This is a genomic window from Halolactibacillus alkaliphilus (assembly GCF_900115465.1).
GTDB classification, from domain to species: Bacteria; Bacillota; Bacilli; order Bacillales; family Amphibacillaceae; genus Halolactibacillus; species Halolactibacillus alkaliphilus.
The window spans coordinates 15,655-38,506 of the sequence record NZ_FOWN01000006.1 but is presented as its reverse complement, the minus strand read 5'-3'; the positions used below and the strand labels follow the sequence as shown (position 1 = coordinate 38,506).

General features: G+C 40.3%; 19 protein-coding genes. 14 read left to right on the top strand and 5 right to left on the bottom strand.

Annotation, left to right across the window (positions count from 1 at the left end; genetic code table 11):
• Window positions 1-28 precede the first annotated feature (28 nt).
• The gene (locus tag BM163_RS04065; RefSeq protein WP_089800516.1) at window positions 29-1,012 is read left to right on the top strand and encodes an aldo/keto reductase; all 984 of its coding nucleotides are present in this window, start codon (window positions 29-31) and stop codon (window positions 1,010-1,012) included.
• 131 nt (window positions 1,013-1,143) lie between these two features.
• On the opposite strand, the gene BM163_RS04060 is transcribed toward BM163_RS04065, so the two are convergent.
• Window positions 1,144-2,505, bottom strand: a complete 1,362-nt coding sequence (locus tag BM163_RS04060) for an MATE family efflux transporter (protein WP_089800514.1) — start codon at window positions 2,503-2,505, stop codon at window positions 1,144-1,146.
• A 219-nt stretch (window positions 2,506-2,724) separates the two neighbouring features.
• On the opposite strand from BM163_RS04060, the gene BM163_RS04055 reads away from it, so the two are divergent.
• Window positions 2,725-3,147: an Hsp20/alpha crystallin family protein gene (locus BM163_RS04055; protein WP_089800511.1), complete on the top strand. Its 423-nt coding sequence runs from the start codon at window positions 2,725-2,727 to the stop codon at window positions 3,145-3,147.
• A 167-nt stretch (window positions 3,148-3,314) separates the two neighbouring features.
• Window positions 3,315-4,121 carry a formate/nitrite transporter family protein gene (locus BM163_RS04050; protein ID WP_089800509.1) on the top strand — a complete coding sequence of 269 codons (807 nt, stop codon included), beginning with the start codon at window positions 3,315-3,317 and terminating at the stop codon, window positions 4,119-4,121.
• A 234-nt stretch (window positions 4,122-4,355) separates the two neighbouring features.
• On the opposite strand, the gene BM163_RS13615 is transcribed toward BM163_RS04050, so the two are convergent.
• The 4 genes from BM163_RS13615 to dhaS all read right to left on the bottom strand — a co-directional run bounded on the left by BM163_RS13615 (window position 4,356) and on the right by dhaS (window position 7,304).
• Entirely contained in the window at window positions 4,356-4,556 is a 201-nt protein-coding gene (locus BM163_RS13615; RefSeq protein WP_143088179.1) for a hypothetical protein, read from the bottom strand.
• 284 nt (window positions 4,557-4,840) lie between these two features.
• Window positions 4,841-5,752 carry an alpha/beta hydrolase gene (locus BM163_RS04045; RefSeq protein WP_089800507.1) on the bottom strand — a complete coding sequence of 304 codons (912 nt, stop codon included), beginning with the start codon at window positions 5,750-5,752 and terminating at the stop codon, window positions 4,841-4,843.
• Between the two features lie 11 nt (window positions 5,753-5,763).
• Window positions 5,764-6,747, bottom strand: coding sequence for a dihydroxyacetone kinase subunit DhaK (locus BM163_RS04040; RefSeq protein WP_089800505.1), 984 nt, complete (start codon window positions 6,745-6,747; stop codon window positions 5,764-5,766).
• Window positions 6,744-7,304 (bottom strand): dihydroxyacetone kinase transcriptional activator DhaS, encoded by a 561-nt coding sequence (dhaS, locus tag BM163_RS04035; protein WP_089800502.1) that lies wholly within the window; start codon window positions 7,302-7,304, stop codon window positions 6,744-6,746. Before dhaS ends, BM163_RS04040 begins: the two co-directional genes overlap by 4 nt.
• A 193-nt stretch (window positions 7,305-7,497) precedes the next feature.
• Between dhaS and BM163_RS04030 the strand changes: the two genes are divergently transcribed.
• From BM163_RS04030 to lacZ, 11 genes are all read left to right on the top strand, one after another.
• The gene (locus tag BM163_RS04030; RefSeq protein ID WP_089800500.1) at window positions 7,498-8,604 is read left to right on the top strand and encodes a glycerol dehydrogenase; all 1,107 of its coding nucleotides are present in this window, start codon (window positions 7,498-7,500) and stop codon (window positions 8,602-8,604) included.
• A gap of 98 nt (window positions 8,605-8,702) precedes the next feature.
• A complete protein-coding gene (dhaK, locus tag BM163_RS04025; protein WP_089800498.1) occupies window positions 8,703-9,689 on the top strand; it encodes a dihydroxyacetone kinase subunit DhaK in 987 nt (328 codons plus the stop codon).
• A gap of 13 nt (window positions 9,690-9,702) precedes the next feature.
• Complete coding sequence (gene dhaL / locus BM163_RS04020) at window positions 9,703-10,287, top strand: dihydroxyacetone kinase subunit DhaL (protein ID WP_089800496.1); 585 nt, start codon at window positions 9,703-9,705, stop codon at window positions 10,285-10,287.
• Window positions 10,284-10,652 (top strand): dihydroxyacetone kinase phosphoryl donor subunit DhaM, encoded by a 369-nt coding sequence (gene dhaM / locus BM163_RS04015; RefSeq protein WP_089800494.1) that lies wholly within the window; start codon window positions 10,284-10,286, stop codon window positions 10,650-10,652. Before dhaL ends, dhaM begins: the two co-directional genes overlap by 4 nt.
• Window positions 10,653-10,838: 186 nt before the next feature.
• Entirely contained in the window at window positions 10,839-12,350 is a 1,512-nt protein-coding gene (locus BM163_RS04010; protein WP_170243624.1) for a response regulator transcription factor, read from the top strand.
• Window positions 12,347-14,113, top strand: coding sequence for a sensor histidine kinase (locus BM163_RS04005; RefSeq protein ID WP_089800490.1), 1,767 nt, complete (start codon window positions 12,347-12,349; stop codon window positions 14,111-14,113). The genes BM163_RS04010 and BM163_RS04005 overlap by 4 nt, the downstream gene beginning before the upstream one ends.
• A gap of 193 nt (window positions 14,114-14,306) precedes the next feature.
• The gene (locus BM163_RS04000) at window positions 14,307-15,635 is read left to right on the top strand and encodes an ABC transporter substrate-binding protein (protein WP_089800488.1); all 1,329 of its coding nucleotides are present in this window, start codon (window positions 14,307-14,309) and stop codon (window positions 15,633-15,635) included.
• 68 nt (window positions 15,636-15,703) lie between these two features.
• Window positions 15,704-16,576, top strand: a complete 873-nt coding sequence (locus tag BM163_RS03995; protein ID WP_089800486.1) for a carbohydrate ABC transporter permease — start codon at window positions 15,704-15,706, stop codon at window positions 16,574-16,576.
• Window positions 16,573-17,400: a carbohydrate ABC transporter permease gene (locus BM163_RS03990; RefSeq protein ID WP_089800484.1), complete on the top strand. Its 828-nt coding sequence runs from the start codon at window positions 16,573-16,575 to the stop codon at window positions 17,398-17,400. Before BM163_RS03995 ends, BM163_RS03990 begins: the two co-directional genes overlap by 4 nt.
• A gap of 76 nt (window positions 17,401-17,476) precedes the next feature.
• Complete coding sequence (locus BM163_RS03985) at window positions 17,477-19,690, top strand: alpha-galactosidase (protein WP_089800482.1); 2,214 nt, start codon at window positions 17,477-17,479, stop codon at window positions 19,688-19,690.
• Window positions 19,687-22,794, top strand: coding sequence for a beta-galactosidase, LacZ type (gene lacZ / locus BM163_RS03980; protein ID WP_089800480.1), 3,108 nt, complete (start codon window positions 19,687-19,689; stop codon window positions 22,792-22,794). The genes BM163_RS03985 and lacZ overlap by 4 nt, the downstream gene beginning before the upstream one ends.
• Window positions 22,795-22,852: the final 58 nt, after the last annotated feature.

Here is a 22,852-nt window from a genome sequence, read left to right as displayed (position 1 = left end):
ACTATGGCTTTAGCCTAGTGGTAGTTCAATGAAGTACAATACATTAGGTAAAACCAATTATCAAGTAAGTGAATTAAGCTTTGGAACATGGGCTATTGGTGGTTCATGGGGAAAAACCAACGACAAAGAGTCAATACGTGCCCTCCATAAAGCAATGGATGAAGGGGTTAATTTTTTTGATACAGCGGACGTTTACGGTGACGGGCACAGTGAGTCATTGTTAAAAGAAGCAACAAAAGGAAAAGAACACGAGATTAACGTGGCGTCGAAGTTTTGTCGTAAAGGAGATATTCATGACCCTAAGACATATGACATGCCAGAAGTGAGAGCATATCTGGAAGGGACGTTGACACGTTTAGGGCGAGACGTCTTAGATCTTTATCAAATACATTGTCCACCGTTTGAGATATTAAAAGATGGCGCCGTTTTCCAAGTACTCGATGAATTAAAAAAAGAGGGAAAAATTAAACATTATGGTGTGAGTGTAGAGACAGTAGAAGAAGGCCTGTTTTGTTTAGAGCAAGAAAATGTGAGCACATTACAAGTGATTTTTAATATGATGCGCCAGAAACCGCTCGATGAGCTTTTCCCTCGTGCGGCTGAAGAGAATGTGGGCATCATTGCGCGTGTGCCTTTAGCTAGTGGGTTATTAACAGGAAAGTTTACGACTAATCATCAGTTTGAAGAAGACGACCATCGTCATTTTAATAAAGATGGCGAAGCGTTTAACGTCGGTGAAACATTTGGTGGTTTACCGTTTGAGAAAGGGGTAGCCCTTGCTGATGAACTTTCTTGGATCAAGGAAGGACGCCATGATATGGCGCAAGCAGCACTTAAATGGGTGATGCAACAACCAGGTGTATCAACGGTTATTCCAGGTTTTAAAAATACCCAACAAGTGATAGATAATCTTGGGGCAACAGAGGTGACGCCATATACAGATGAAGAGCTTAACCGCCTACGTGACTTCTATCATCAACACATTCACCAACATATTCGTGGTGCGTATTAACAGAATCAGGGCAAAGCGACTTCTATCGCTTTGCCCTGTGACGTTATTTCTATCATCGTTATTAGAAAAGTTAACGGAGCATGCGAATGCCGATGACTATGAGGCATTGGCGCACCTGGTCTTTAGTGGCTTTATTGTCGCTTTACAACCGCTCGCCCCATCCAGCGCTTACTTTTCCAACGCCACCACATGATGCCAGCTCTGATCCATTCATCCATCAACATCGCAACCCAAATCCCAACGAGCCCAAAGCCTAAGTGAATCCCCAGAAAATAAGACATTGGCACACTCACACCCCACATAAAAAGAATGCCCATGATGACAGGAAACGTTGCGTCACCTGAAGCACGTAAAGCGCTAATAATGACAATGTTAGACGTCCGCCCTGGTTCAACTAACAAACCAATAAATAAAATGGTGGCACCTAGAGTAATAACGTCTAAGTCGTTAGTAAACACACCCATAATCTGTTGGCCAAACAAGGCTAAAAGCGCTCCAATAGAAACAGCAATACTTAAGCCATACCTTACCCCAATAAACATGTTGTGGTAAGCTTCCTCATCCTTTCCAGCGCCGACGAGTTGGCCAATAAAGATCTGCATGCCCTTTGAAATAGCCATCGGAAAAAGGACCATAAATGACATTAAGTTCTGTGCATAGACCCTCGTAGCTAACGCTGTAGCCCCTAAAGACGTAATAAACATCGTAATGACTATTTGTGAGGTGTTATAACTCAATTGTTCACCTGCTGCGGGAACCCCGATCTGTAGAATCTTTGCCATGTATTCTTTTTCAAAGGTAATAAACGCTTTAAATGGTAATTTAATTGGCATACGTTTCACTAATAAATGAAACATGACAATCATCGCAAGCACGCGCATAACTGCTGTTGAAATAGCGACACCTTGAACCCCGAGTTGAGGAAAGCCTAAAGCGCCAAAGATAAATACATAGTTCCCAAAGACATTTAAAATATTCATCCCCATCACGACGTACATGACGTCTTTTGTATGCCCCATCGCTTGTAAAATCGCTGACATAGTTAATATCATAGCTTGGGCAAAAAGGAATAGACCGACAATCGTGACATATGTATTTGCATAGTCTAGTAAAACAGGGGTTAAACCAAAGAAGGCTAAAAACCAATCTTTTAAGAGATAAACAAGAACACTGACAGCCAAGCCAAATGATAAGTTCACGGTGATGGCGTGGGCAATGGTCTTTCTTACCCCTTCGGGGTTATTGGCCCCAACAAACTGGGAAACAACGACACCAGACCCCATGGCAGTAAAATTAAATAAGACAAAAGTAAACATCATGATCTGATTAACAACGCCGATACTCGCCACAGCATCATCAGAAATAAAACTTAACATAAAGGTATCTGAAAAGCGCATCATAACCTGTAAGAAGCTTTCGATAAAAATAGGCCAAGTAATTAAGAAAAGTTGTTTTTTTGGTGATAAAACGTGTGTGTCTGTTAAACGGTCCATAATACGTCTCCTAAGTGTTAGTTTGTGCAAGCGTTATTATAACATAAAAATAGTGTAAATGATTACTGAAGCTTCGGTAAGCGAAGTAAATGAAAGAAAAGCTATAGTTTTTCTTTTGTCACAAATATGTCACTTTTTTTCTAGGATGAGCTGTTTTAATCTAGGTGAGGGTGGAATAAATATACTGGCAAGGACTATTGAGTAAAGGAGGCGATAACGATGGGCAGTTTGTTTCCGAAAAAAGATGATTTCTTTGACTTAATGCCAAGGCTATTTGATCGTGACCGGGATCTGTTTTCGTTCAGTAAACATGATTTACCTAAAGTCGATGTGAAAGACAAAAAAGATCATTACGAAATTGATGCAGAACTACCGGGCTTCAGTAAGGAAAATGTGATTGTAGAGTATAAAGATCATTATTTAACCATTGCTGCGACGCGCGAATCAGAAGTGAATGTCGAAGAAGAAAACTTTGTCCGTCAGGAACGATCAACCGGTTCGTTTAAGCGACAGTTTTTTGTTGGAGATGTCGATGAATCTAAAATAACCGGCGCATTTAAAAATGGTGTATTAACACTCACTGTTCCAAAGTCAACAGAAGACCTTGCTGAAGAAAAAAGTTATCGTATAGAACTAGATTAAGTATGTGTATTTTAACAGGCCATCGGCCTGTTTTTTGTTTTTAGGATAAATAAAAAAATGTAAGCGTATACCAAATGTGTATTCTCATTTTAACCTGGACATAACCTAAAATCAGGTATATTATGTTACATGTATCACAAACAATGAATGAAAAGGATCTGATAACTGTGGGTTTTTATAGTCCGGATGAAATTGCACACTATACCGTAACGTCAGGGTATAAGAAAGCACATTACACAAATTTACAGTCGGGTATTTTAGGTTTTGAGGCAGGGGCATTTATCGCTTTAGGCTATTTGCTTTATATTCATGTTACAGCCAATATGCCAGAGGCATGGGGTGGTTTCTCAGCTTTTATCGGAGCAGCACTTTTTCCGATAGGTTTAATTTTAACACTACTTGCAGGTGGTGAATTGTTGACGGGGAATTTAATGGCTGTGCCGTTATCGCGGATGGAAAATAAGATTAACTCACGCCACGTCTTAAAAAATATTGTTTTAATCACGATCAGTAATTTTCTAGGTGCTATTTTTGTTGCCTATTTCTTCGGCCATATTGTCGGTTTAACCGAGGGGATTTACTTAACGACAACACTCCATTTAGCTGAACATAAATTAGATGTGACGTTCTTACAAGCGTTTCTTTCAGGCATTGGTTGTAACTGGCTCGTAGCTTCAGCTGTCTGGTTAAGTTATGGCGCAAAAGATATGTCAGGAAAAATACTCGGTATTTGGTTTCCGACAATGGCATTTGTTGCGATTGGTTTTCAACATGTGGTCGCCAATATGTTTTTAATTCCAGCTGCTATTTTTGCGGGCTATTTTAGCTGGGGAAGTTATCTTCTTAACTTTATTCCGGTTTTTTTAGGTAATGCAGTCGGTGGAGTGATGTTTGTGGCAGGAGCTTATTGGGTCGTTTATTTGAAAAAAGACCCCGATCATTTATTGCCAATCAAACAACACCGTGCGTCATAATATGTTCTTAATCAGTGCGTTGCTTAACGCTCTTTAGATAAGTTGGCAGACAGTTATGCTATTTTTTTAGAGAACGACAAATGAAAAGGACCTTTATTTTTCCAAGAATAAAGGTCCTTTTTGTGTTGTTATCGTTTATTCTTTTTTATTACGCATGCACATGTTCTTCAATTCTCTTTGCGCGGATAGAAGGGCGCGTCCTTGTTGAACAGCACTGTTCGCATAATAATCATTTCATCCGTAACGTCGCTTTAACCGTTGATGGGTGGAGACGGAACTTTTCTCTTTCGAGCCCCTAAGCTCCCGGACCTCTGCTTGATAGCGAAAATATTTGGCTTGATTAAACACCCGGAGCGTGTGATCCATGGACGTAACAAAATCAGGGGCGATCTTCTGCTTATATAAGCGATTTGAAAAAATGGCCTTCATGCCCATGATGCCCACTCTCTCTTTGTTTTCTAGCACTCATTGTTAACGTTGTAATTATACCCAGTAGAATAAATGTTTGTCACTTCAAAAATATTCAAAACAAGCGATTCATCACCCACCTAGTGCTAACGCACTTGAGGAAGGTGTCTTCTCGCTCTAAAACGATAAACTAAATATAATAAAGAAACACCAGGCATTGGCTATAAAAGATATAGCCAGTATCTGGTGTTTTTTTGAACAAAGATATAAGTAGAAGACGCTGTTAGTAAGTGCTGATGAGAATGTTCAAGCTAGTTAAACTGCTGAATCAACCAGCGACAGACATCTTCTTGTACGTCCAATCGATTAATTTCAAATAACATCTCATGGCGTCCTTCTGGGTAAAGGATCGTGTCGATGGTTTTTACACCAACAGCTTTATAATCATTTACGACGAGTTCAATCCCTTTTGAAAAGCCACCCACCGGGTCCTCGTCACCGCTAATAAGGAGGATAGGTGTATCTTTATTTACTTTTGCTAGTTCGGTTTTTTTATGAAGAACCTCCATTCCCGTAAGCAGGTCATAATAAAACTGACTCGTCGCAACAAAACCACTAAAAGGGTCTTCCCGATAAGCTTTTACAATCTCCTCATCACGAGACAACCAGCTGCCCCTGTTTTTAAAGTGACGCTGATATTGACCAAAGCTTAAACGATCGAGTAATTTACTCCGGTGTGTTTTACTGAAAATTTTTGTCTCGATATAGCTCAGCCATTGACCGGCTTTACCTGTAAACCCTTGGTGATAACCTGTCCCAGACAAGACCACCGCTTGTTTTTCATTAGGGAAACGTTCAATAAAGCGTCTCACTAAAAAAGATCCCATTGAGTGGCCCATAATGGCCGAAGGTATGCCAGGATAAGCGTCTTTAATTAACGTATTAACTAACTGGAGATCAGTCACTGCTTTTTCAAACCCATCTTCGTCAGCATAGTGACCAAGCAGTCCATTCTTCTCAGCAGTTTGGCCGTGTCCCCGATGATCATTCGCAAAGACAAAGATATCGTGTTCGAGTAAGTAAGTAAAAAACGCATGATAACGTCCCGCATGTTCTCCCATACCGTGAGCAAATTGTAAAATAAGTTTAGGTGTACGTTCGTTTGTGTAGCGATATAAACGTAAAAGTGTGCCATCTTCGCTTTTAATAAATGTTTTTTCCATGTTTTCTCCTCCTACCAATGACTTGCTGCAACGGGCATTCTCAGTGCTTCTTTAAAGCGTGGATCCGTTATTTTCAAACACGATAACGAAATACCATGCATATTGTACGATGAAAGCTGTGTCCCTGTTTTAATAAAATCAATCGTAATTTTATCTAGATGAGCCAATCGTTTAATGTCGTGACTAAATACATATTGTTCAAGAAGTGGTGTAGCGCCTAAACCGTTAATTAAAAAGGCATACTGCTCGCCTGGCTTAAACCGATGCAGGTGCTTGAGTTTATTGTATAACTCAATAGCAAGCTGTTCTGATGATTGGAACGGTTCTTTTCGGTAACCTTTCTCCCCGTGGATGCCGACACCAAAATAGACTTCATTGGATGCTAAAGAAAAAAACGGGTCCGTCTCTGGGAGTGCCGCAGAAGACAGGGCAACACCTAGTGTAAATAAATGGGGCATTAAGTCATCGGCGATCGTGCACAGCTCTGATAATGATAGGCCATGCTGTTTAAAATAACCGAGTATTTTATAGATAAGGACTGTTCCAGCAACGCCACGCTTACGTTTGGAGTAGGTTTCTTTATTATCGACTGAAACGTCATCACTGACAATCACCATTTCGACGTGATGCCCTTTTTGCTTGGCTAGTCGTTTAGCTTCGGTAAAGACTTCGACGTCACTGGCAAAGTTTTTGACAATCAACAAGGCACCAGCACCAGTATCTGTTCGTTCAATCGCGCGTAAAATCGCATCAGGAAAAGGTGGCGTAAACAAGTCACCACTCACACTCGCCGAAAGCATTCCCTCCCCAACATAACCAAAATGGGCCGGTTCGTGACCGCTGCCACCTCCTGAGATTAAGCTTACACCTGATACGTCTTTTTGATAAATAATGTTATGTTGTGTATCAATGGCTAATCTGTCTTGGTGCTCGAAGTGATAAGCCGAAAGCATCGCCTTTACCGCGCTATTTTTTTCGTTAATGATATGTTTCATTGACAATCTGCTCCTTCATGTGATGAGATATTCAGTTGATGATCAAGAAGGTCGTATACGACGTCTCGCATAATTTCAGGTGATGTTTTACACCCTGAAATGAGCCAGTCCTTTGTTAAACCAACAAAGCCATACGCAAAAAAGCGGGCTTGAAAATCAATTTGTGTTGGTAAGTCTTCATGCGTCAAATCTTTAATCACGTGCGTAAAAAGTGCGTGAAGTTCTTCGTATAGATATTCGCTAAAGTCATTTTGTTCAGTAATACTTAAGGCATTTTTGTAAAACTTTTGATGATCATAGAAATAGACAAAAAGTTGATACAGTATCGTATCCCACCTTTCGTAATCAAGAAAGTCATTGATCTGTTCTTTTGTGTCTGATTGATAAATCCAAGCAAGAAGTTCATATTTATCTTGGAAATGATAATAAAATGTTTGTCTTCGCATCGTGCATTGTTTCATAATATCTGAGACTGAAATTTTCTGAAAGGCTTTATCGATCATTAGTTCTTTCAGTGCTTGCGCAATCATTTTCTGTGTAATGATTGAAGTTGTCATGAGCATCACCCTAATGTCAGTGTACCGGAAATAATCGTGGGTATAAAGCAAAAAAATCCAACATTTTGACACTTTCATCTTTTTGTCCGTTTAAATTAAAGCGTTTACATTCTAAAATAAGGGTATAGATTAAAGCGTTGTCAAAAACGTTAACCCAATCCAGACGGATTGAAAAAAACTGAGGAGGATTCACATGGACAAAATTTTTGTTAGCCCAAGTCGTTACGTACAAGGAAAGGATCTACTCAATCACTCAGGTCAATATTTAGAGCATTTCGGAAAGAACTTGCTCGTGTTAGCCGATGAATTTGTACAAGAAATTGCGGCAGATCAACTCGTTAAAAACTTAGAAGAAGATTTTACTGTCACTAAAGTGACGTTTAATGGCGAATGTTCAATGAAAGAAATTGAGCGTGTATCCGCTATTGGTAAAGACAAACACGTCGATGCCGTTATCGGTGTTGGGGCAGGTAAAGCTCTTGATACATCAAAAGCGGTTGCTAATAACATCGATGTGCCTATCGTTATTTTCCCAACACTCGCATCAACAGATGCCCCGACATCAGGTTTATCTGTTGTGTATACAGAAGAAGGGGCATTTGAACAGTATCTTTTCTATAAAAAGAACCCGGATTTAGTTTTAATGGATACTGCGATTATCGCTAAAGCACCTGCACGTATGCTGGCGTCGGGTATTTCAGATGCGTTAGCAACACTCGTAGAAGCACGTGCGGTGAAACAAAAAAATGGTGACACAATGAGTGGTGGTAAAGCAACAATCGCCGGATTTGCGATTGCGGAAAAATGTGAGGAAGTGCTGTTTGACTATGCGTTACTTGCCTATGAAGCAAACAAACATCAAATTGTGACACCAGCCCTCGATGCAATTGTTGAAGCGAATACGTTACTGAGTGGTCTTGGATTTGAAGACTCAGGTCTTGCGGCCGCACATGCGATTCATAATGGTTTTACTGCAGTTGATGGGGATATTCACCACTTATCACATGGTGAAAAAGTGGCTTACGGGACAATGACACAACTTGTCTTAGAAAATAAACCGCTGGAAGAGATTGAACGTTATCTTGAGCTTTATATCGCGCTTGATTTACCAGTCACGTTAGAAGCAGTGCATTTAGATAAAGCAACAGAAGAAGAATTATATCAAATTGGTGAACTATCAACAAAACCAGATGAGACAATGAAAAATATGCCGTTTGTCGTCACGCCAGATGATGTGGTTCAAGCGATTAGAGCTGTCGATGCCTATGCAAAAGCTTATATGAAAAAGCGTGACAAATAATCAGCGCTTAAAGAATAAAGTCACCGATTGATCATATTGAAGAGATAAGGAGACCGGGCCTCGTGGTCCCGGTCTTTAAAGCCAAGGAGGACAAAATAATGAAAAAAATAATCAATCATCCAAGTCAAGTTGTTGATGAGATGTTAAAAGGGATGCTTTATGCACACAGTGATTTCCTAGAAGGTATCGATGAGACCCGTGTCATTATTGAAAAAGATAAACAACCGACAGTCGGACTCGTCTCTGGAGGTGGGAGTGGCCATGAACCGGCACATGCGGGCTTTGTTGGTGAGGGGATGTTACGCGCAGCCGTGCTAGGTGAGATGTTTACCTCGCCTACACCTGATCAAATCTTAGAAGCGATTAAAGCAAGTGATACAGGTCATGGTGTATTATTGATCGTCAAAAACTATACAGGTGATGTGATGAATTTCGATATGGCGAAAGAAATGGCTGAGATGGAAGATATTCAGGTCGCCTCTGTACTTGTCGATGATGATATTGCGGTAGAAGACAGTACGTACACAGCCGGTAAGCGTGGGGTTGCAGGAACGGTGCTTGTCCATAAAATTCTCGGTCACTTTGCCCATGAGGGAATGGCTCTAAATGATTTAAAGTCACTGGGAGATGCTTTAGTAACTGATATTCACACGTTAGGTGTCGCCTTAAGTGGTGCAACAGTACCGGAAGTAGGTAAACCAGGATTTCATCTAGGGGAGAGCGAGATGGAATATGGTGTAGGTATTCACGGTGAACCAGGTTATCGACGTGATACGTTAAAACCAAGCCGTGAGATTGCGAAAGAACTGACAGGTAAATTGATGTCTGAAATCATGACAAAGAAAACGAAAAAAATCGGCTTACTTGTAAACGGTCTTGGGGCAACACCGCTTCAAGAACTCTACGTCTTCTACAATGATGTTATAGAGGAATTAGCCAAATACGATGTCGAGATTGTATTCAATAAAATCGGTGACTTTATGACGTCGATCGATATGACAGGTTTGTCACTAACCGTTATTCGTTTAGATGATGATAAAAGAACAGTAGCACTAGAGGCGCCTGTAGGTGTACTGAATTGGTAAGGGGGATAAAGTGATGGAATTAACAGGGGATAAAGCAAAAGCATGGTTGCTGAACTTTGAAGCTAAAATTCAGGAACATAAAGCTTACTTAAGCGATTTAGATCAGGCCATTGGTGACGGTGATCACGGATCGAATATGGCACGCGGGACAGAAGCGGTTAAAGTGAATCTTGAAAAAATAGCCGAACCAGAGACAGCTGAGGTATTAAAACAAGCCGCTATGGCCCTCATTAGTAAAGTTGGGGGAGCTTCTGGACCGCTTTATGGTTCAGCCTTTATGCAGATGGCAAAGACCGCAAAAGAGACAACAGACATTCATGAGCTGATTGAAGCGGGTCTAGAGGGAATAAAGCACCGCGGAAAAGCAGACGTTGGCGATAAAACGATGGTCGATACGTGGGCGCCAGTTGTGGAGGCGTTAGCTAAAGATGCGTTAACGAACGAAGCGATTACACAAGCTGTCGATGCGACAAAACCACTTAAAGCGAAAAAAGGACGTGCCTCTTATGTGGGTGAGCGTTCAATTGGGGCACTTGACCCTGGTGCTGTTTCAAGTGGCTACTTATTTACAGCGCTTGTAGAGGAGGTACTTCAATGACGATGGGTGTTGTGATTGCCTCACATGTTGATAAAATTGCCGAAGGTGTCTATCAATTAATAAAAGAAAGTGCCCCAGATGTGTCGATTACGTATGCAGGTGGAACAGACGATGGGGATGTAGGTTCGAGTTATGAATTAATTGAAGCAGCCATTAATAATAATGAAGCAGATGAGCTGTATTGTTTCTATGATTTAGGAAGTGCAAAAATGACACTAGACATGGTGAGTGATATGTCAGATAAACCGATCACCATTTTTGATGCCGCCTTTATTGAAGGGGCATACACTGCCAGTGTCTTAATTCAAGGTGGTTATAAAAAAGAAGAGATCGATGCCCAGTTGGCACCACTAAAAATAAAGTAAGCTCATATAATGAACGGATAAAACGGAGATGATACCATCTTCGTTTTTTCTCGGTTGATGTCGTAATGTGATAAAGTAACAGCTAGGCCTATTTATAGGAGATCGCTTTCATGAGACCTATTACGGAATTTTCTGTATCGTGTTATACTAGTAAAGAGTTTTTAATGTATGAGGGGGGAAATCGTTATGCGCGCATCATTAACGAAAGTGTTAATTGTCGATGATGAACGATTAATTAGACAAGGCATCTTGCATTATATGAACTGGCAAGAAGAAGGCTTTGAAGTGGTTGGTGAAGCTGCTAATGGTGAGGAAGCATTAAAGTTAATTGATGCCCTACATCCTGATATTATTATTACAGATATTGTTATGCCTGTGATGAACGGGACGGACTTAATTAAATATGTGAAGGAACATTATCCATCTATCGAGATGATTGTGTTAAGTAGTTATGCTGATTTTGATTATGTACGCGACACATTTAAAAATGGTGTCGTTGATTATATATTAAAGCCGAAGTTAGATGGCGATATTCTTCTTGAAACGCTGAAGCGAGTGGAAAAAACGGCACAACTCAAAGGGCATGTGCCAAAACAAGTAACGGGAGATGTGCCTGTAAAAGCAGTGATTGAAAAAATACTGAAGAAATATCACCACGCGGATGACATCCAGACGCTGGATGCTTTTTTAGGCGATGAGGGCTTTTTATTTGCTCAGCTGACACGCTCAGATTTTTCGTCTGACGAAGCGTTAGCACAAACGGCCATCTTTACCGGACTAACTACTGTTGAATTAGAGCGTGATGATCGTCATCAACTCGTGATGTGTATCGGTACAAAGCTTGCGTTAAATCAAGCGATAGACGAGGCGAAAATGCGTCTATTAGCTCATCGTCACAACCCTCTCTCTATCATTATTTCAACGTTTTATGACAAAGCAAAAGATAGCATCACCGCATTTGATGAGATCAAAGCATTGAGAAATTATCACTTCTTTTTATCTGATTTGCCAGTGATCCATTACAATCACTTGCCGCCACGTGTGCCGCTTGAAAAACCGTTTGATTTAAGTATCTTTCTAACGTTGTTTAAACAGAAGAAATATGATGTTGCGCTAAGTTATGTCGATGAGTATATCGGTCGAGTAAAGCAAGATTACACTTATCAAATCAATGAGGTTAAAAACTTATTAGGCAACATTATTTTTAATATGGTGATTGCGTTTACTGAATTAAAAGGTAAGAGTGAACATTTTGAACAAAAAAAATACCAATATTTTAATGTGATTAATCATGGAACGACACTTGTGGCGTGTTATTATCATTTTCAACAATTTTATGATGAGCTTACATCAGACGTGATGATAGACAGTCTCCAACAAGATAATATTTCCCAATTGTTAGCCTACATTGATCGCCATTACAGCGAGCCGTTATCGCTTACCGATTTAAGTGCGCATTTTCATTTTAACCCGTCGTATTTATCGAGTTATTTTAGTCAGCATTTAAATAAGGGCTTTAGCGACTACTTAACAGATATTAGAATTAACAAAGCGAAAGAATTGCTTAACAATGATGATTTATCGATCGCTGATGTGGGAAGTATGGTTGGTTATCAGGACCATAGTTATTTTTGTAAAGTATTTAAAAAGAAAACAAAACAATCACCGAGTCGGTTTAGAAAAGAGTTAATTAAATGAGTCATATGATCGAGACAGTGAAAGATTGGTTTTATCGTAACGGGTTGTTTCTAAAGGTTTTCGGCGTGACTTTGACGAGTGTGCTTTTGGTTACGATTTTGATTAGTGTGAGTACGTTAAGAATTTCTACGACGTATTTTATGGATACGTTTAGTCTGACGAATGAGCGAATTATGAATGAATCAAAACGGCGCTTTGATGATTACACGACGGCTGTTGTGAGCACGTTACAAAGTGTTGAAAATTCAGGTACGATTAAACGTGTACTTGACCGTGAGCGGACGACGTCTATTGTGGATGCGCAGAGTGCGTATGATATTGTCACAGAAGTAAGACGTAAATACGCCCGTATTCAACCGATAGGTGCGAATTTAATCGTGATTGGGCCACATGAACATTTGTATAACATGAACTATTCCTATTGGCCAGTGACGTATGAGGCGTTATACAATTGGTCATTTAATGACCAATTAAAACAACAACCGAATCAAATCCAGTACACGATGGTAGAAAATGAGGGGCTGCCATTGATTGTGGCAGGTACAGCTCTTAGTAACCAGTTTACTTCTGGGACGTATGGCTTTAGTTACGTCGCGATAAGAGAGGAACAAATGAGAGGCTTTTTTGAAGGGTATACAAGTGAGGAAAATACGATTGTTTTAGTCAATCGCGACGGTGTTGTTCTCTCTAGTAATCAAGAACAGTGGATTGGTGAAGCGTTAGGTGGACTGAAAGAAATGATTAATCAAGACCCGCTTAGCGAACAGCTAATAGATCAAGTCACAGTCTTTGGGACAGATTACCAAGTGCTGATGGAGTATGTGACAGGACTTGATATGTATTTGGTTAACTTAGTTGACCAAGAGACGATTGTCGGTAATTTGATTAATGCAAGAGAACTGCTTCTTATTATTACGGGCATTGTTTTGATGGCAACCGTTTTATCTTGGCTTATTTCACGTCACATTACGTTATCTCTTACACGTCTTGTAAGACAAATCGCTAAACTAAATAAGCATCATTTTAAAAAGCGATTAGAAGAAGAAGGTGGCTATGAATCAACACAGATTGCGCGTGCTTTTAATTATACATTAGACGAGTTAGATCAATATGTTCGTGTCGTTGTTGAGTCGCAGAAAAAACAACGCGATGCTGAACTGCGTGCCCTGCAACACCAAATTAATCCGCACTTTCTCTATAACACATTGACGACAGTGAAGTTTATGGTGCGGCACGAACAGACAGAAGAAGCCGTTGAAACCATCCACGCGCTCATTAATCTTCTTCAGAATACGTTAGGAGAAGTGGGGGAAACGGTCTCAGTTGAACAAGAATTAGAAAATATGAAACATTACGTTCAAATTAATCAAGCGCGCTACGGGGACCAAATTCGAGTGAATTTCTTTGTGGCACCGGATGTTTATGCTTATCACATGCCAAAGCTCGTCCTTCAGCCATTTATAGAGAACGCTTTTTTCCATGCGTTTAACGAAAAGAAAACAGGCTACATTCAAATCATGATTCAAAAACAGGCGGATACTCTTTACTGTGAAGTCATGGATGATGGAGATGGCATGACGCTATCTAAGGAAGCTTTTCCTTATGTTGTTAAACATAAGCGCCAAATGTTTTCAGGTATTGGCATGAAGAATGTTCAAGAACGCATTAACATGCTTTACGGTAATCAGTACGGTGTTACTGTGAAAAGTGCCCCTGGAGAAGGAACACGCGTGATTGTAACGTTACCACTGATTAAATCGTGAGAGGGTTCACAACATATAAAGATAATCCAAATTCTAAAAAAAAGACAACTATTAAGTTGAAAAATAATAAGAGTATCTAAAAAATAGACAAGGGCTTATCTAAAGATCGTGCTAACGGTCTTTTTTTCTTTGGCGTTATACTAAGGGTGTAGCGAAAAGAAAACGCTTACAAATTAAAGGGAGGGTTTACAATATGAAAAAGTTTTTATTGATGTTTTTGTTAGTGGGGATGATTGGGTTGTTAGTCGCTTGTGGTAATGGAGATGAAGAGGCAACAGATAGCGGGGATACAAACGATACCGATCAAACAGAATCAACAGATGAAGGTTCAGGAGAAGCTGTCAATATTACTGCTTGGGCATGGGATCCAAACTTTAATATTCGTGCACTTAACTATGCTAAAGATCTTTATGATGGAGAGATTGACTTAGATTTAGAAGTTATTGAAAATGCGCAAGATGATATTGTGCAACGATTAAATACAGGCCTTTCCTCAGGCACAACGCAAGGGATGCCGAACATCGTATTAATTGAAGACTACCGTGCGCAAAGTTTCTTACAAGCGTATCCGGATGCGTTTTATCCGATCACAGATTATGTTGTGTTTGAAGATTTTGCACCATATAAAATTGAAGCAACAAGCTATGCAGGAGATGTTTATGGTTTACCATTTGACACTGGTGTGACGGGCCTTTATGTCCGTGTTGATTTATTAGAAGAAGCAGGCTATACATTCGATGATATCGTTGATATTACATGGAGCGAATATACTGAGATTGGTAAAGCAGTAAAAGAAGCAACAGGAAAAGACATGTTAACACTTGATCCAAATGATAATGGCTTGATGCGTATTATGATTCAATCTGCAGGTAGCTGGTACTTTGAAGAAGATGGTCAAACACCATACTTAGCAGAAAACGAAGCACTAGCAGCAAGTTTTGAAGCTCTAAAAGCCCTGTTTGATGCGAATATTGTTCGTTTAAACTCTGACTGGAGTCAATTCGTAGGCGCGTTTAACAATGGTGATGTGGCAACAGTTCCAACAGGTAACTGGATCACACCAAGTGTTATGGCTGAAGAATCACAATCAGGTGACTGGCGTGTAGCACCTATTCCACGCTTAGAAGTTGAAGGTGCAACACATGCATCTAACTTAGGTGGGTCATCATTCTACGTTCTTAACCAAGACGGTAAAGAAGCAGCGGCGACGTTCTTAAGCAACACATTTGGTGGGAACTTAGAATTTTATGATACGCTAATCACAGAAATGGGTGCTATTGGCACATACCTACCAGGACTTGAAAGTGAAGCGTATGATATGGAAGTAGAATTCTTCGGAAACCAACAAATCTACAATGAGTTTGTTCAATGGACAGAAGAAATTCCAGCGGTTGAATACGGTATTCATACGTATGCGGTAGATGACATTATGATTGTTGAGTTCCAAAACTACTTAAACGGTCAAGATCTATCAACAGTACTAGAACGCGCACAAACACAAGCAGAAACGCAATTACAATAAAGAGAAAAAAGGAGGGTCGCAAGGGGCATTGTCCTTGTGGCCCTTACCATTAGGAAGGAGTAGAACACATGAAGCAGCTCACTAAAAAAGACAATATTGGCTGGTTGTTTGTTGGATTTTCTATTTTTGCGATAGGTCTCTTTTACTTTTATCCAATGATTGATGCTTTGCTACTGTCATTTCAATCGGGTATGGGGTCAAATCTATCATATACGGGGTTAACAAACTGGTCACGTTTGCTTAATGACCCGACGTTTATAACAGCTTTAACAAATACGGTGACATATCTATTAATTCAAGTACCAATTATGATTATTCTAGCTTTGTTCTTTTCAGTTTTATTAAATGATTCAACATTAAAATTTAGAGGTTTTTTCAGAACAGCTATTTTCTTACCGGCGGTCACATCACTCGTCGCTTACTCCGTTATTTTTAAGTATATGTTCTCAGGTGATGGGATTGTCAATCAACTACTCTTAAACTTATCAATTATAAATGAACCGATTTTCTTCTTATCCGATCCGTTTTGGGCAAAGGTTGTTATTGTTCTTGCGATTACTTGGCGCTGGACAGGCTATAACATGATTTTTTACTTATCGGCACTCCAAAACATTGATCAATCTGTCTATGAGGCAGCACGGATTGATGGTGCATCATCCGTACAACAATTCTTTAAAATTACGATTCCATTATTAAGACCTATTATTTTGTTTACTACGATTACATCAACGATTGGTACACTCCAAATCTTTGATGAAGTTGTTAATATAACTGGTGGTGGACCAGGGAACTCCACGTTATCGATTTCTGCGTATATCTTTGATTTATCGTTTAAATACACACCAAACTTTGGTTATGCAGCAACGGTATCTTACGTGATTGTGATTCTTGTCATAATTCTATCCCTAATTCAATTTAAAGTGGCAGGTGAAAAAGAATGAAAAAACTAAAACGACCACTCACTTATCTATTTTTATCAATCGCAACCATTATTTCAATTTACCCATTCTTTTGGATGGTTGTCAGTATGACCAACCGTTCGGTTGATGTGACACGTGGGCGTCAGTTACCAGGACTTCACTTAATGGAGAACTTGACGAACTTATTTAATCAAGTGGATATGGTTACCGCACTAACAAATTCATTTATCATTGCGATTCTTTCAACGTTCTTTACGTTATTAATTGCATCCCTTGCCGGATATGGTTTCCAAATGTACCGTAGCCGCGGGAAAGATTTAGTATTTAATATTTTGTTATTATCAATGATGATTCCGTTCGCATCGATTATGGTGCCATTGTATCGTTTGTTCGGTCGTATTTCACAAACAGCACCGTTTTTAGGAATTGACACATTAGCGGCAGCGTTTTTACCAACGATTACGACAGCTTTCTTCATCTTCTTCTTTAGACAAAATACCAGAATGTTTCCTAAAGATTTAATTGAAGCAGGCCGAATTGATGGTTTAAGTGAAATTGGTATTTTCTTTAGAATTTTTGTTCCAACAATGAAAACAACTTATGCCGCAGCGGCAATTATTGCGTTCATGAACAGTTGGAATAACTTCCTTTGGCCACTGGTTGTCTTACAATCACCAAGTAATCAAACGATTCCATTGTTGATCTCAAACTTAGGCTCAAGCTATGCGCCTGATTACGGAATGATCATGTCAGCTATTACGATTGCGACATTACCAACAGCACTTGTTTTCTTCTTTATGCAGAAGCATTTTGTGGCTGGTATGATGGGATCAGTAAAAGGTTAATAAATGATATGCCTGTTCATGCGGGCAGAATGACAAGCTACAAATGAGAAAAACTATAGATAGAGGAGGAACGCCTATGGCGATTTATGTTAATGAAGAAACACTCACATTCCATTTGACTAATCGGGATGTGAGTTATCTTTTTACAATTTTACCTAACGGTGAATGTGCCCAGCTTTATTTTGGAAAGGCGCTACGTCATGTCGATGACTTTCGTCATTTGTTTTACACTGCTCAAAAAGATAATAGCTGTGTCGAGGTCAATACCAATCTGACAATGGATGTCGTTAGACAAGAATATCCGAGCTTCTCACGGAGTGATTTTCGCTTGCCTGCACTTGAATTAACAAGTAAGGATGGAAGTAGGGTTACGCAGTTTACGTATAAAGATTATAAAATTGTTTCTGGAAAAGAAAAAATACCAGGACTTCCATCAACATATGTCGAATCTAATAATGAGGCGCAGACGCTTCAAGTGAGATTAACGGATGATTGTATACAAGCAACTCTAGTGCTCTCGTATACCATTTATTCAGATACACCTGTTATTACAAGACATGTCAGTCTTTTAAATAGCAGTAGTGAGCCGATTAGGATCAATCGTTTAATGAGTGCATCTGTTGACTTCAACCGTGCCGATTTTGAATGGCTAGAACTTGCAGGGTCTTGGGCACGTGAACGTCATGTGAAAAGAACCCCACTCCATAGCGGTGTCCAAAACATTCAATCAACCCGTGGGGCAAGTTCACCGCAACATAATCCGTTTTTAGCGCTTTTAAATAAGGAGACAACAGAGAACCAAGGCGATGCATATGGGTTTAGTTTGGTCTACAGTGGTAACTTCCTTGCGCAAATGGAAGTGGATCATTATGATACAACCAGGGTAATGATGGGAATTAATCCGTTTGACTTTGATTGGCATCTGACACCGGGTGAGACGTTTTATACACCTGAGGTTGTGATGGCCTATTCTTCTAGGGGGTTAAACAAACTGAGTCAAGTCTATCATACCCTTTATCGCACGCGCTTAGCTCGGGGATATTGGCGCGATCGCTTGCGTCCTGTATTAATAAATAATTGGGAAGCAACGTATTTCGATTTCAATGAAACAAAGCTATTAGATATGGCAAAAGAAGCTAAAGCACTAGGCGTTGAGTTGTTTGTGTTAGATGATGGTTGGTTTAAAGGCCGCAACAGTGACACGACTTCTCTTGGTGATTGGGTCGTTGATCCCATTAAATTGCCGAACGGTCTCAGGTCCTTATCAGATAAGATTCATCAGCTTGGCTTGATGTTTGGTTTGTGGATTGAGCCGGAAATGATTTCTGCTAAGTCTGATCTGTTTCAAGAACACCCTGATTGGGTCATGCAGGTGAAAGATCGCCCCATGACACCGGGAAGAAATCAACATGTGCTTGATTTTTCAAATGAAGCTGTCGTCAATTATATGTATGAACTTATTAAAGCGCGTTTAACAGAAGCGAACGTTGACTATGTGAAATGGGACATGAACCGCTTTATGACAGAAGCCGGCTCACTTTATTTATCAACAGATGACCAAGGGTCTGTAAGGCATCGCTATATTTTAGGGGTTTATCAGCTGTATGAAAAACTGACGACGGATTTCAAAGACGTGTTATTTGAATCATGTGCTGCTGGTGGTGCCCGGTTTGATCCTGGGATGCTTTACTACGCCCCACAAGCGTGGACGAGTGACGATACCGATGCACTGGAACGAATCAAGATACAGTACGGGACCTCGCATGTCTATCCTGCCTCTATGATGGGGGCACATGTCTCAGCTGTTCCAAATCATCAAACTGGGCGTTATACCCCTCTTGAAACACGTGGCATTGTGAGCTTTAGCGGGATGCTTGGTTATGAATTAGACCCTGGACAGTTAACAGAAGAAGAAAAACAGATGGTGAAAGAACAAATTATCCAGTATAAAGCGCTACAACCTGTTGTGCAGTTTGGGACAATGTATCGACTCATCAGTCCGTTTGACAGTTTAACAATGGCCAGCTGGCTTTATAAATCGGCAGATGAAAAACAAGTGATGGTCACATTTGTACAACGCTATGCTGTGCCTAATCCCGGTTTTAGACAATTAAAGTTACAAGGTTTACAACCAGATGCGCGTTATCAATTAGTCGGTACTACCGATGTTTATTACGGTGATCAGTTAATGTATCACGGTTTAGAATTAGACCGAGTCATTGATCGTGCCGATAAAGGAGACGCACGTGCGTATTTATTACATTTTAAAGTCATGGAGGAAGAAGAATGAAACGCTATCCTAAATATACGTATACACCACCTAAAAACAATTACCCAGAATGGAACAACAACCCAGAGATTTTTCAATTGAACCGGCGTACCTTAACGGCAGACCATATGCCGTTTGATACAGAGAAAGACGCATTAGCTAATGAAAAAGAACAGTCTAATCGCTACTTATCACTAAGCGGGGAATGGGATTTTTACTGGGTGAAAAACCCATCAGAAAAGCTTGGAGGCTTTTATCAAACAGATTTTGATGCGTCAGCGTTTAAGCCTATTAACGTGCCGAGTCATTGGCAATTAGAAGGTTATGATTATCCACAATATACAAACACAACCTATCCGTGGGTTGAACATGAAGATATTAAAGCGCCGTTTGCGCCGACCAACTATAACCCGGTCGGACATTACCGAAAGACGCTTGACTTACCGGAAGACTTTACGAAAGAACCCGTTTATTTCCGTTTAGAAGGTGTAGAATCAGCTTTTTATTTATGGATTAACGGCGAGTTTGTTGGCTACAGTGAGGATACATTTACAGCAAGCGAATTTGATGTCACACCTTACTTACAGCCAGGTGAGAACCTGTTCTGTTTAGAAGTGTATCGCTGGTGTGATGCAAGTTGGTTAGAAGATCAAGATTTTTGGCGCTTGAGCGGTATTTTCCGTGATTTATATCTTTATCGTCAGCCGGTTGTTCATATCGACAATACGTTTATTAAACCGACACTCGACGCGGATTACCAAGATGGTACATTTGAACTGGATGTGACACTAAGAAACTATAGTGAAGAAGAAAAAACAGTGACATGCCTCGTCAACCTATATGACCACGGCGAACCTGTCTTTGGCGCGCCACTTGAAAAAACAGTTACCTTTGGCGAAGGATATCACATAGTATCACTAAGTGAGGCCGTTAAAAGCCCGAAAAAGTGGTCAGCGGAGGACCCTCATCTTTATACAGTGACGGTGAGTTTAAAAGCACCTGGTGAAGAGATTTATGTCTCAGAGAAACATCAGACAGGTTTTAGAACATTCGAATTAAAAGATGGGTTAATGAAAATCAATGGTGAACGGATTGTCTTTAAAGGCGTGAACCGTCATGAGTTCCATTACGATGTCGGTCGTGCCGTAACAAAGGAACATATGTTGGAAGATATTTTAATTATGAAACGTGCGAATATTAACGCGGTAAGAACGTCGCACTATCCAAACGATCCTTACTGGTATCACTTATGTGATGTTTATGGTCTGTATGTGATTGATGAAGTGAACCTTGAAACACATGGGACGTGGCGCTATGGCCAACAAGAGCTCGAAGATACAGTGCCAGGAAGCCGACCAGAGTGGACGCAAAATGTGTTAGACCGAACAGAAAGTATGTTTGAACGAGATAAAAACCATCCTTCTATTGTTATTTATTCACTTGGAAATGAATCGTTTGGTGGGGATAATTTCTTAAAGATGCATGCTTTCTTAAAAGAAAAAGATCCTTCACGCTTAGTACACTATGAAGGCACGTTCCACTACCGTGCATCGGATGGGGCTAGTGATATCGAGAGTACGATGTATATTTCCCCTAACGGTATCGAGCAGTATGCCAAGGAAGACAAACCGAATAAGAAGCCTTATATTTTATGTGAATACTCGCATGCGATGGGGAATTCACTCGGTAACTTTAACCAATATCAAGACCTTTTTTACAAGTATGACATCCTTCAAGGTGGTTTTATTTGGGACTTTAAAGATCAATCCTTGTTACACAAAACAAAAGACGGTCAGGCCTTTCTTGCTTACGGTGGTGACTTTGGTGAGTCACCTCATGACAGTAACTTTAGTGGGAACGGGATTGTCTTTGGAGACGGACGACCGACACCGAAATTAGCTGAAGTCAAACGCCAATATCAACCGGTCCACTTTAGTACAGAAGATATTGTAAAGGGTGAAATCATTATCGAAAATCGCTATCTCTTTACTAATTTATCAACGCTTAAGACACAGGTTGATCTCTTAGTGGATGGTGAGGTTGTTTCAACAGAGACAGTGACAGTTGACTGCCCGCCAGGTGAGAAAACAATCCTTAACGTGAACCCAGACTTTGGTGAAAAGGCGGGAGATGTATATCATGTAAATATTTCAATGGCCTATAAAGAAGCTAATCGTTATGCGGAAAAAGGTGACATTGTCGCATATGATCAGTTTGCCTGTCCTGTTATCAGCGCACCAGTAGTTATTGAAGCAAATGAAGTGAATGAGGGGATTGTTGACGTCGTTGAAACACCTGGAACTATAACGGTTACGAGTCATGATGTGTCACTTACAGTATCAAAAGCGACCGGCCTTATTACGGCTTTAGCTAAAGCTGATGAGCAGCTGTTGACATCACCCATTGTACCTAATTTCTGGCGAGCGATGACCGATAATGACCGCGGCAATGGTCTAGATCAGCGCAGTGCTTGTTATAGAAATGCGAATGAGACGATGGTTTTACAAGCGGTGAAGGTTGAGAAACGACACAAGGAAGTGGTTATTCAATCGGTTCACCGTTATCCAGCGCTTCATAATAGTGTCACGCGGTTTGAGGTAACTGTATCCTCAGGTGGCGCGGTTACTTTAGACTATCGGTTCACACCGGAAAGAAGTTTACCTGAAATCCCGGCAGTAGGCGTCACGTTTGGTCTTAAACCAACGCTTGACACGCTTGATTATCTCGGACGCGGACCAGAAGAGTCTTATATTGATCGATATACAAGTCAATTATTTGGTCATTATACTGGCAAAGTTAAAGACCAACTCGTGCCTTATTTAAAGCCTCAAGCGTGTGGAAATAAAATAGATGTAAGACGCGTAACTGTTGCTTCGGTTAATCAATCACTAACGGTTAAAAGTGATACCCCATTTGAAGTGACTGTGCTTCCGTATCGTGACCAGCAGTTAGAAGAGGCGACGCACCATCACTTACTTCCAGTTGTTACGGAGACGGTGATGACGGTAAATGCTTGTCAAATGGGTATCGGTGGAGACGACTCGTGGGGGCAAAAAACACACCCAGAGTTTACCCTTTATCCAATCCAGACATATAAACTAAAAATAGAGCTTTTCTTAAACTAAATCGGCACAGTTTTTGTGAGAAGCAATAAAAAATAAGCCACTCGGTTCAATGACGAGT

Bases quoted from the DNA above. Each gene is read 5' to 3' on its own strand.
- BM163_RS04065 (WP_089800516.1), top strand. From the start codon at position 29: ATGAAGTACAATACATTAGGTAAAACCAATTATCAAGTAAGTGAATTA.
- BM163_RS04060 (WP_089800514.1), bottom strand. From the start codon at position 2,505: ATGGACCGTTTAACAGACACACACGTTTTATCACCAAAAAAACAACTT.
- BM163_RS04055 (WP_089800511.1), top strand. From the start codon at position 2,725: ATGGGCAGTTTGTTTCCGAAAAAAGATGATTTCTTTGACTTAATGCCA.
- BM163_RS13615 (WP_143088179.1), bottom strand. From the start codon at position 4,556: ATGGGCATGAAGGCCATTTTTTCAAATCGCTTATATAAGCAGAAGATC.
- BM163_RS04045 (WP_089800507.1), bottom strand. From the start codon at position 5,752: ATGGAAAAAACATTTATTAAAAGCGAAGATGGCACACTTTTACGTTTA.
- BM163_RS04040 (WP_089800505.1), bottom strand. From the start codon at position 6,747: ATGAAACATATCATTAACGAAAAAAATAGCGCGGTAAAGGCGATGCTT.
- dhaS (WP_089800502.1), bottom strand. From the start codon at position 7,304: ATGACAACTTCAATCATTACACAGAAAATGATTGCGCAAGCACTGAAA.
- BM163_RS04030 (WP_089800500.1), top strand. From the start codon at position 7,498: ATGGACAAAATTTTTGTTAGCCCAAGTCGTTACGTACAAGGAAAGGAT.
- dhaK (WP_089800498.1), top strand. From the start codon at position 8,703: ATGAAAAAAATAATCAATCATCCAAGTCAAGTTGTTGATGAGATGTTA.
- dhaL (WP_089800496.1), top strand. From the start codon at position 9,703: ATGGAATTAACAGGGGATAAAGCAAAAGCATGGTTGCTGAACTTTGAA.
- dhaM (WP_089800494.1), top strand. From the start codon at position 10,284: ATGACGATGGGTGTTGTGATTGCCTCACATGTTGATAAAATTGCCGAA.
- BM163_RS04010 (WP_170243624.1), top strand. From the start codon at position 10,839: ATGCGCGCATCATTAACGAAAGTGTTAATTGTCGATGATGAACGATTA.
- BM163_RS04005 (WP_089800490.1), top strand. From the start codon at position 12,347: ATGAGTCATATGATCGAGACAGTGAAAGATTGGTTTTATCGTAACGGG.
- BM163_RS04000 (WP_089800488.1), top strand. From the start codon at position 14,307: ATGAAAAAGTTTTTATTGATGTTTTTGTTAGTGGGGATGATTGGGTTG.
- BM163_RS03995 (WP_089800486.1), top strand. From the start codon at position 15,704: ATGAAGCAGCTCACTAAAAAAGACAATATTGGCTGGTTGTTTGTTGGA.
- BM163_RS03990 (WP_089800484.1), top strand. From the start codon at position 16,573: ATGAAAAAACTAAAACGACCACTCACTTATCTATTTTTATCAATCGCA.
- BM163_RS03985 (WP_089800482.1), top strand. From the start codon at position 17,477: ATGGCGATTTATGTTAATGAAGAAACACTCACATTCCATTTGACTAAT.
- lacZ (WP_089800480.1), top strand. From the start codon at position 19,687: ATGAAACGCTATCCTAAATATACGTATACACCACCTAAAAACAATTAC.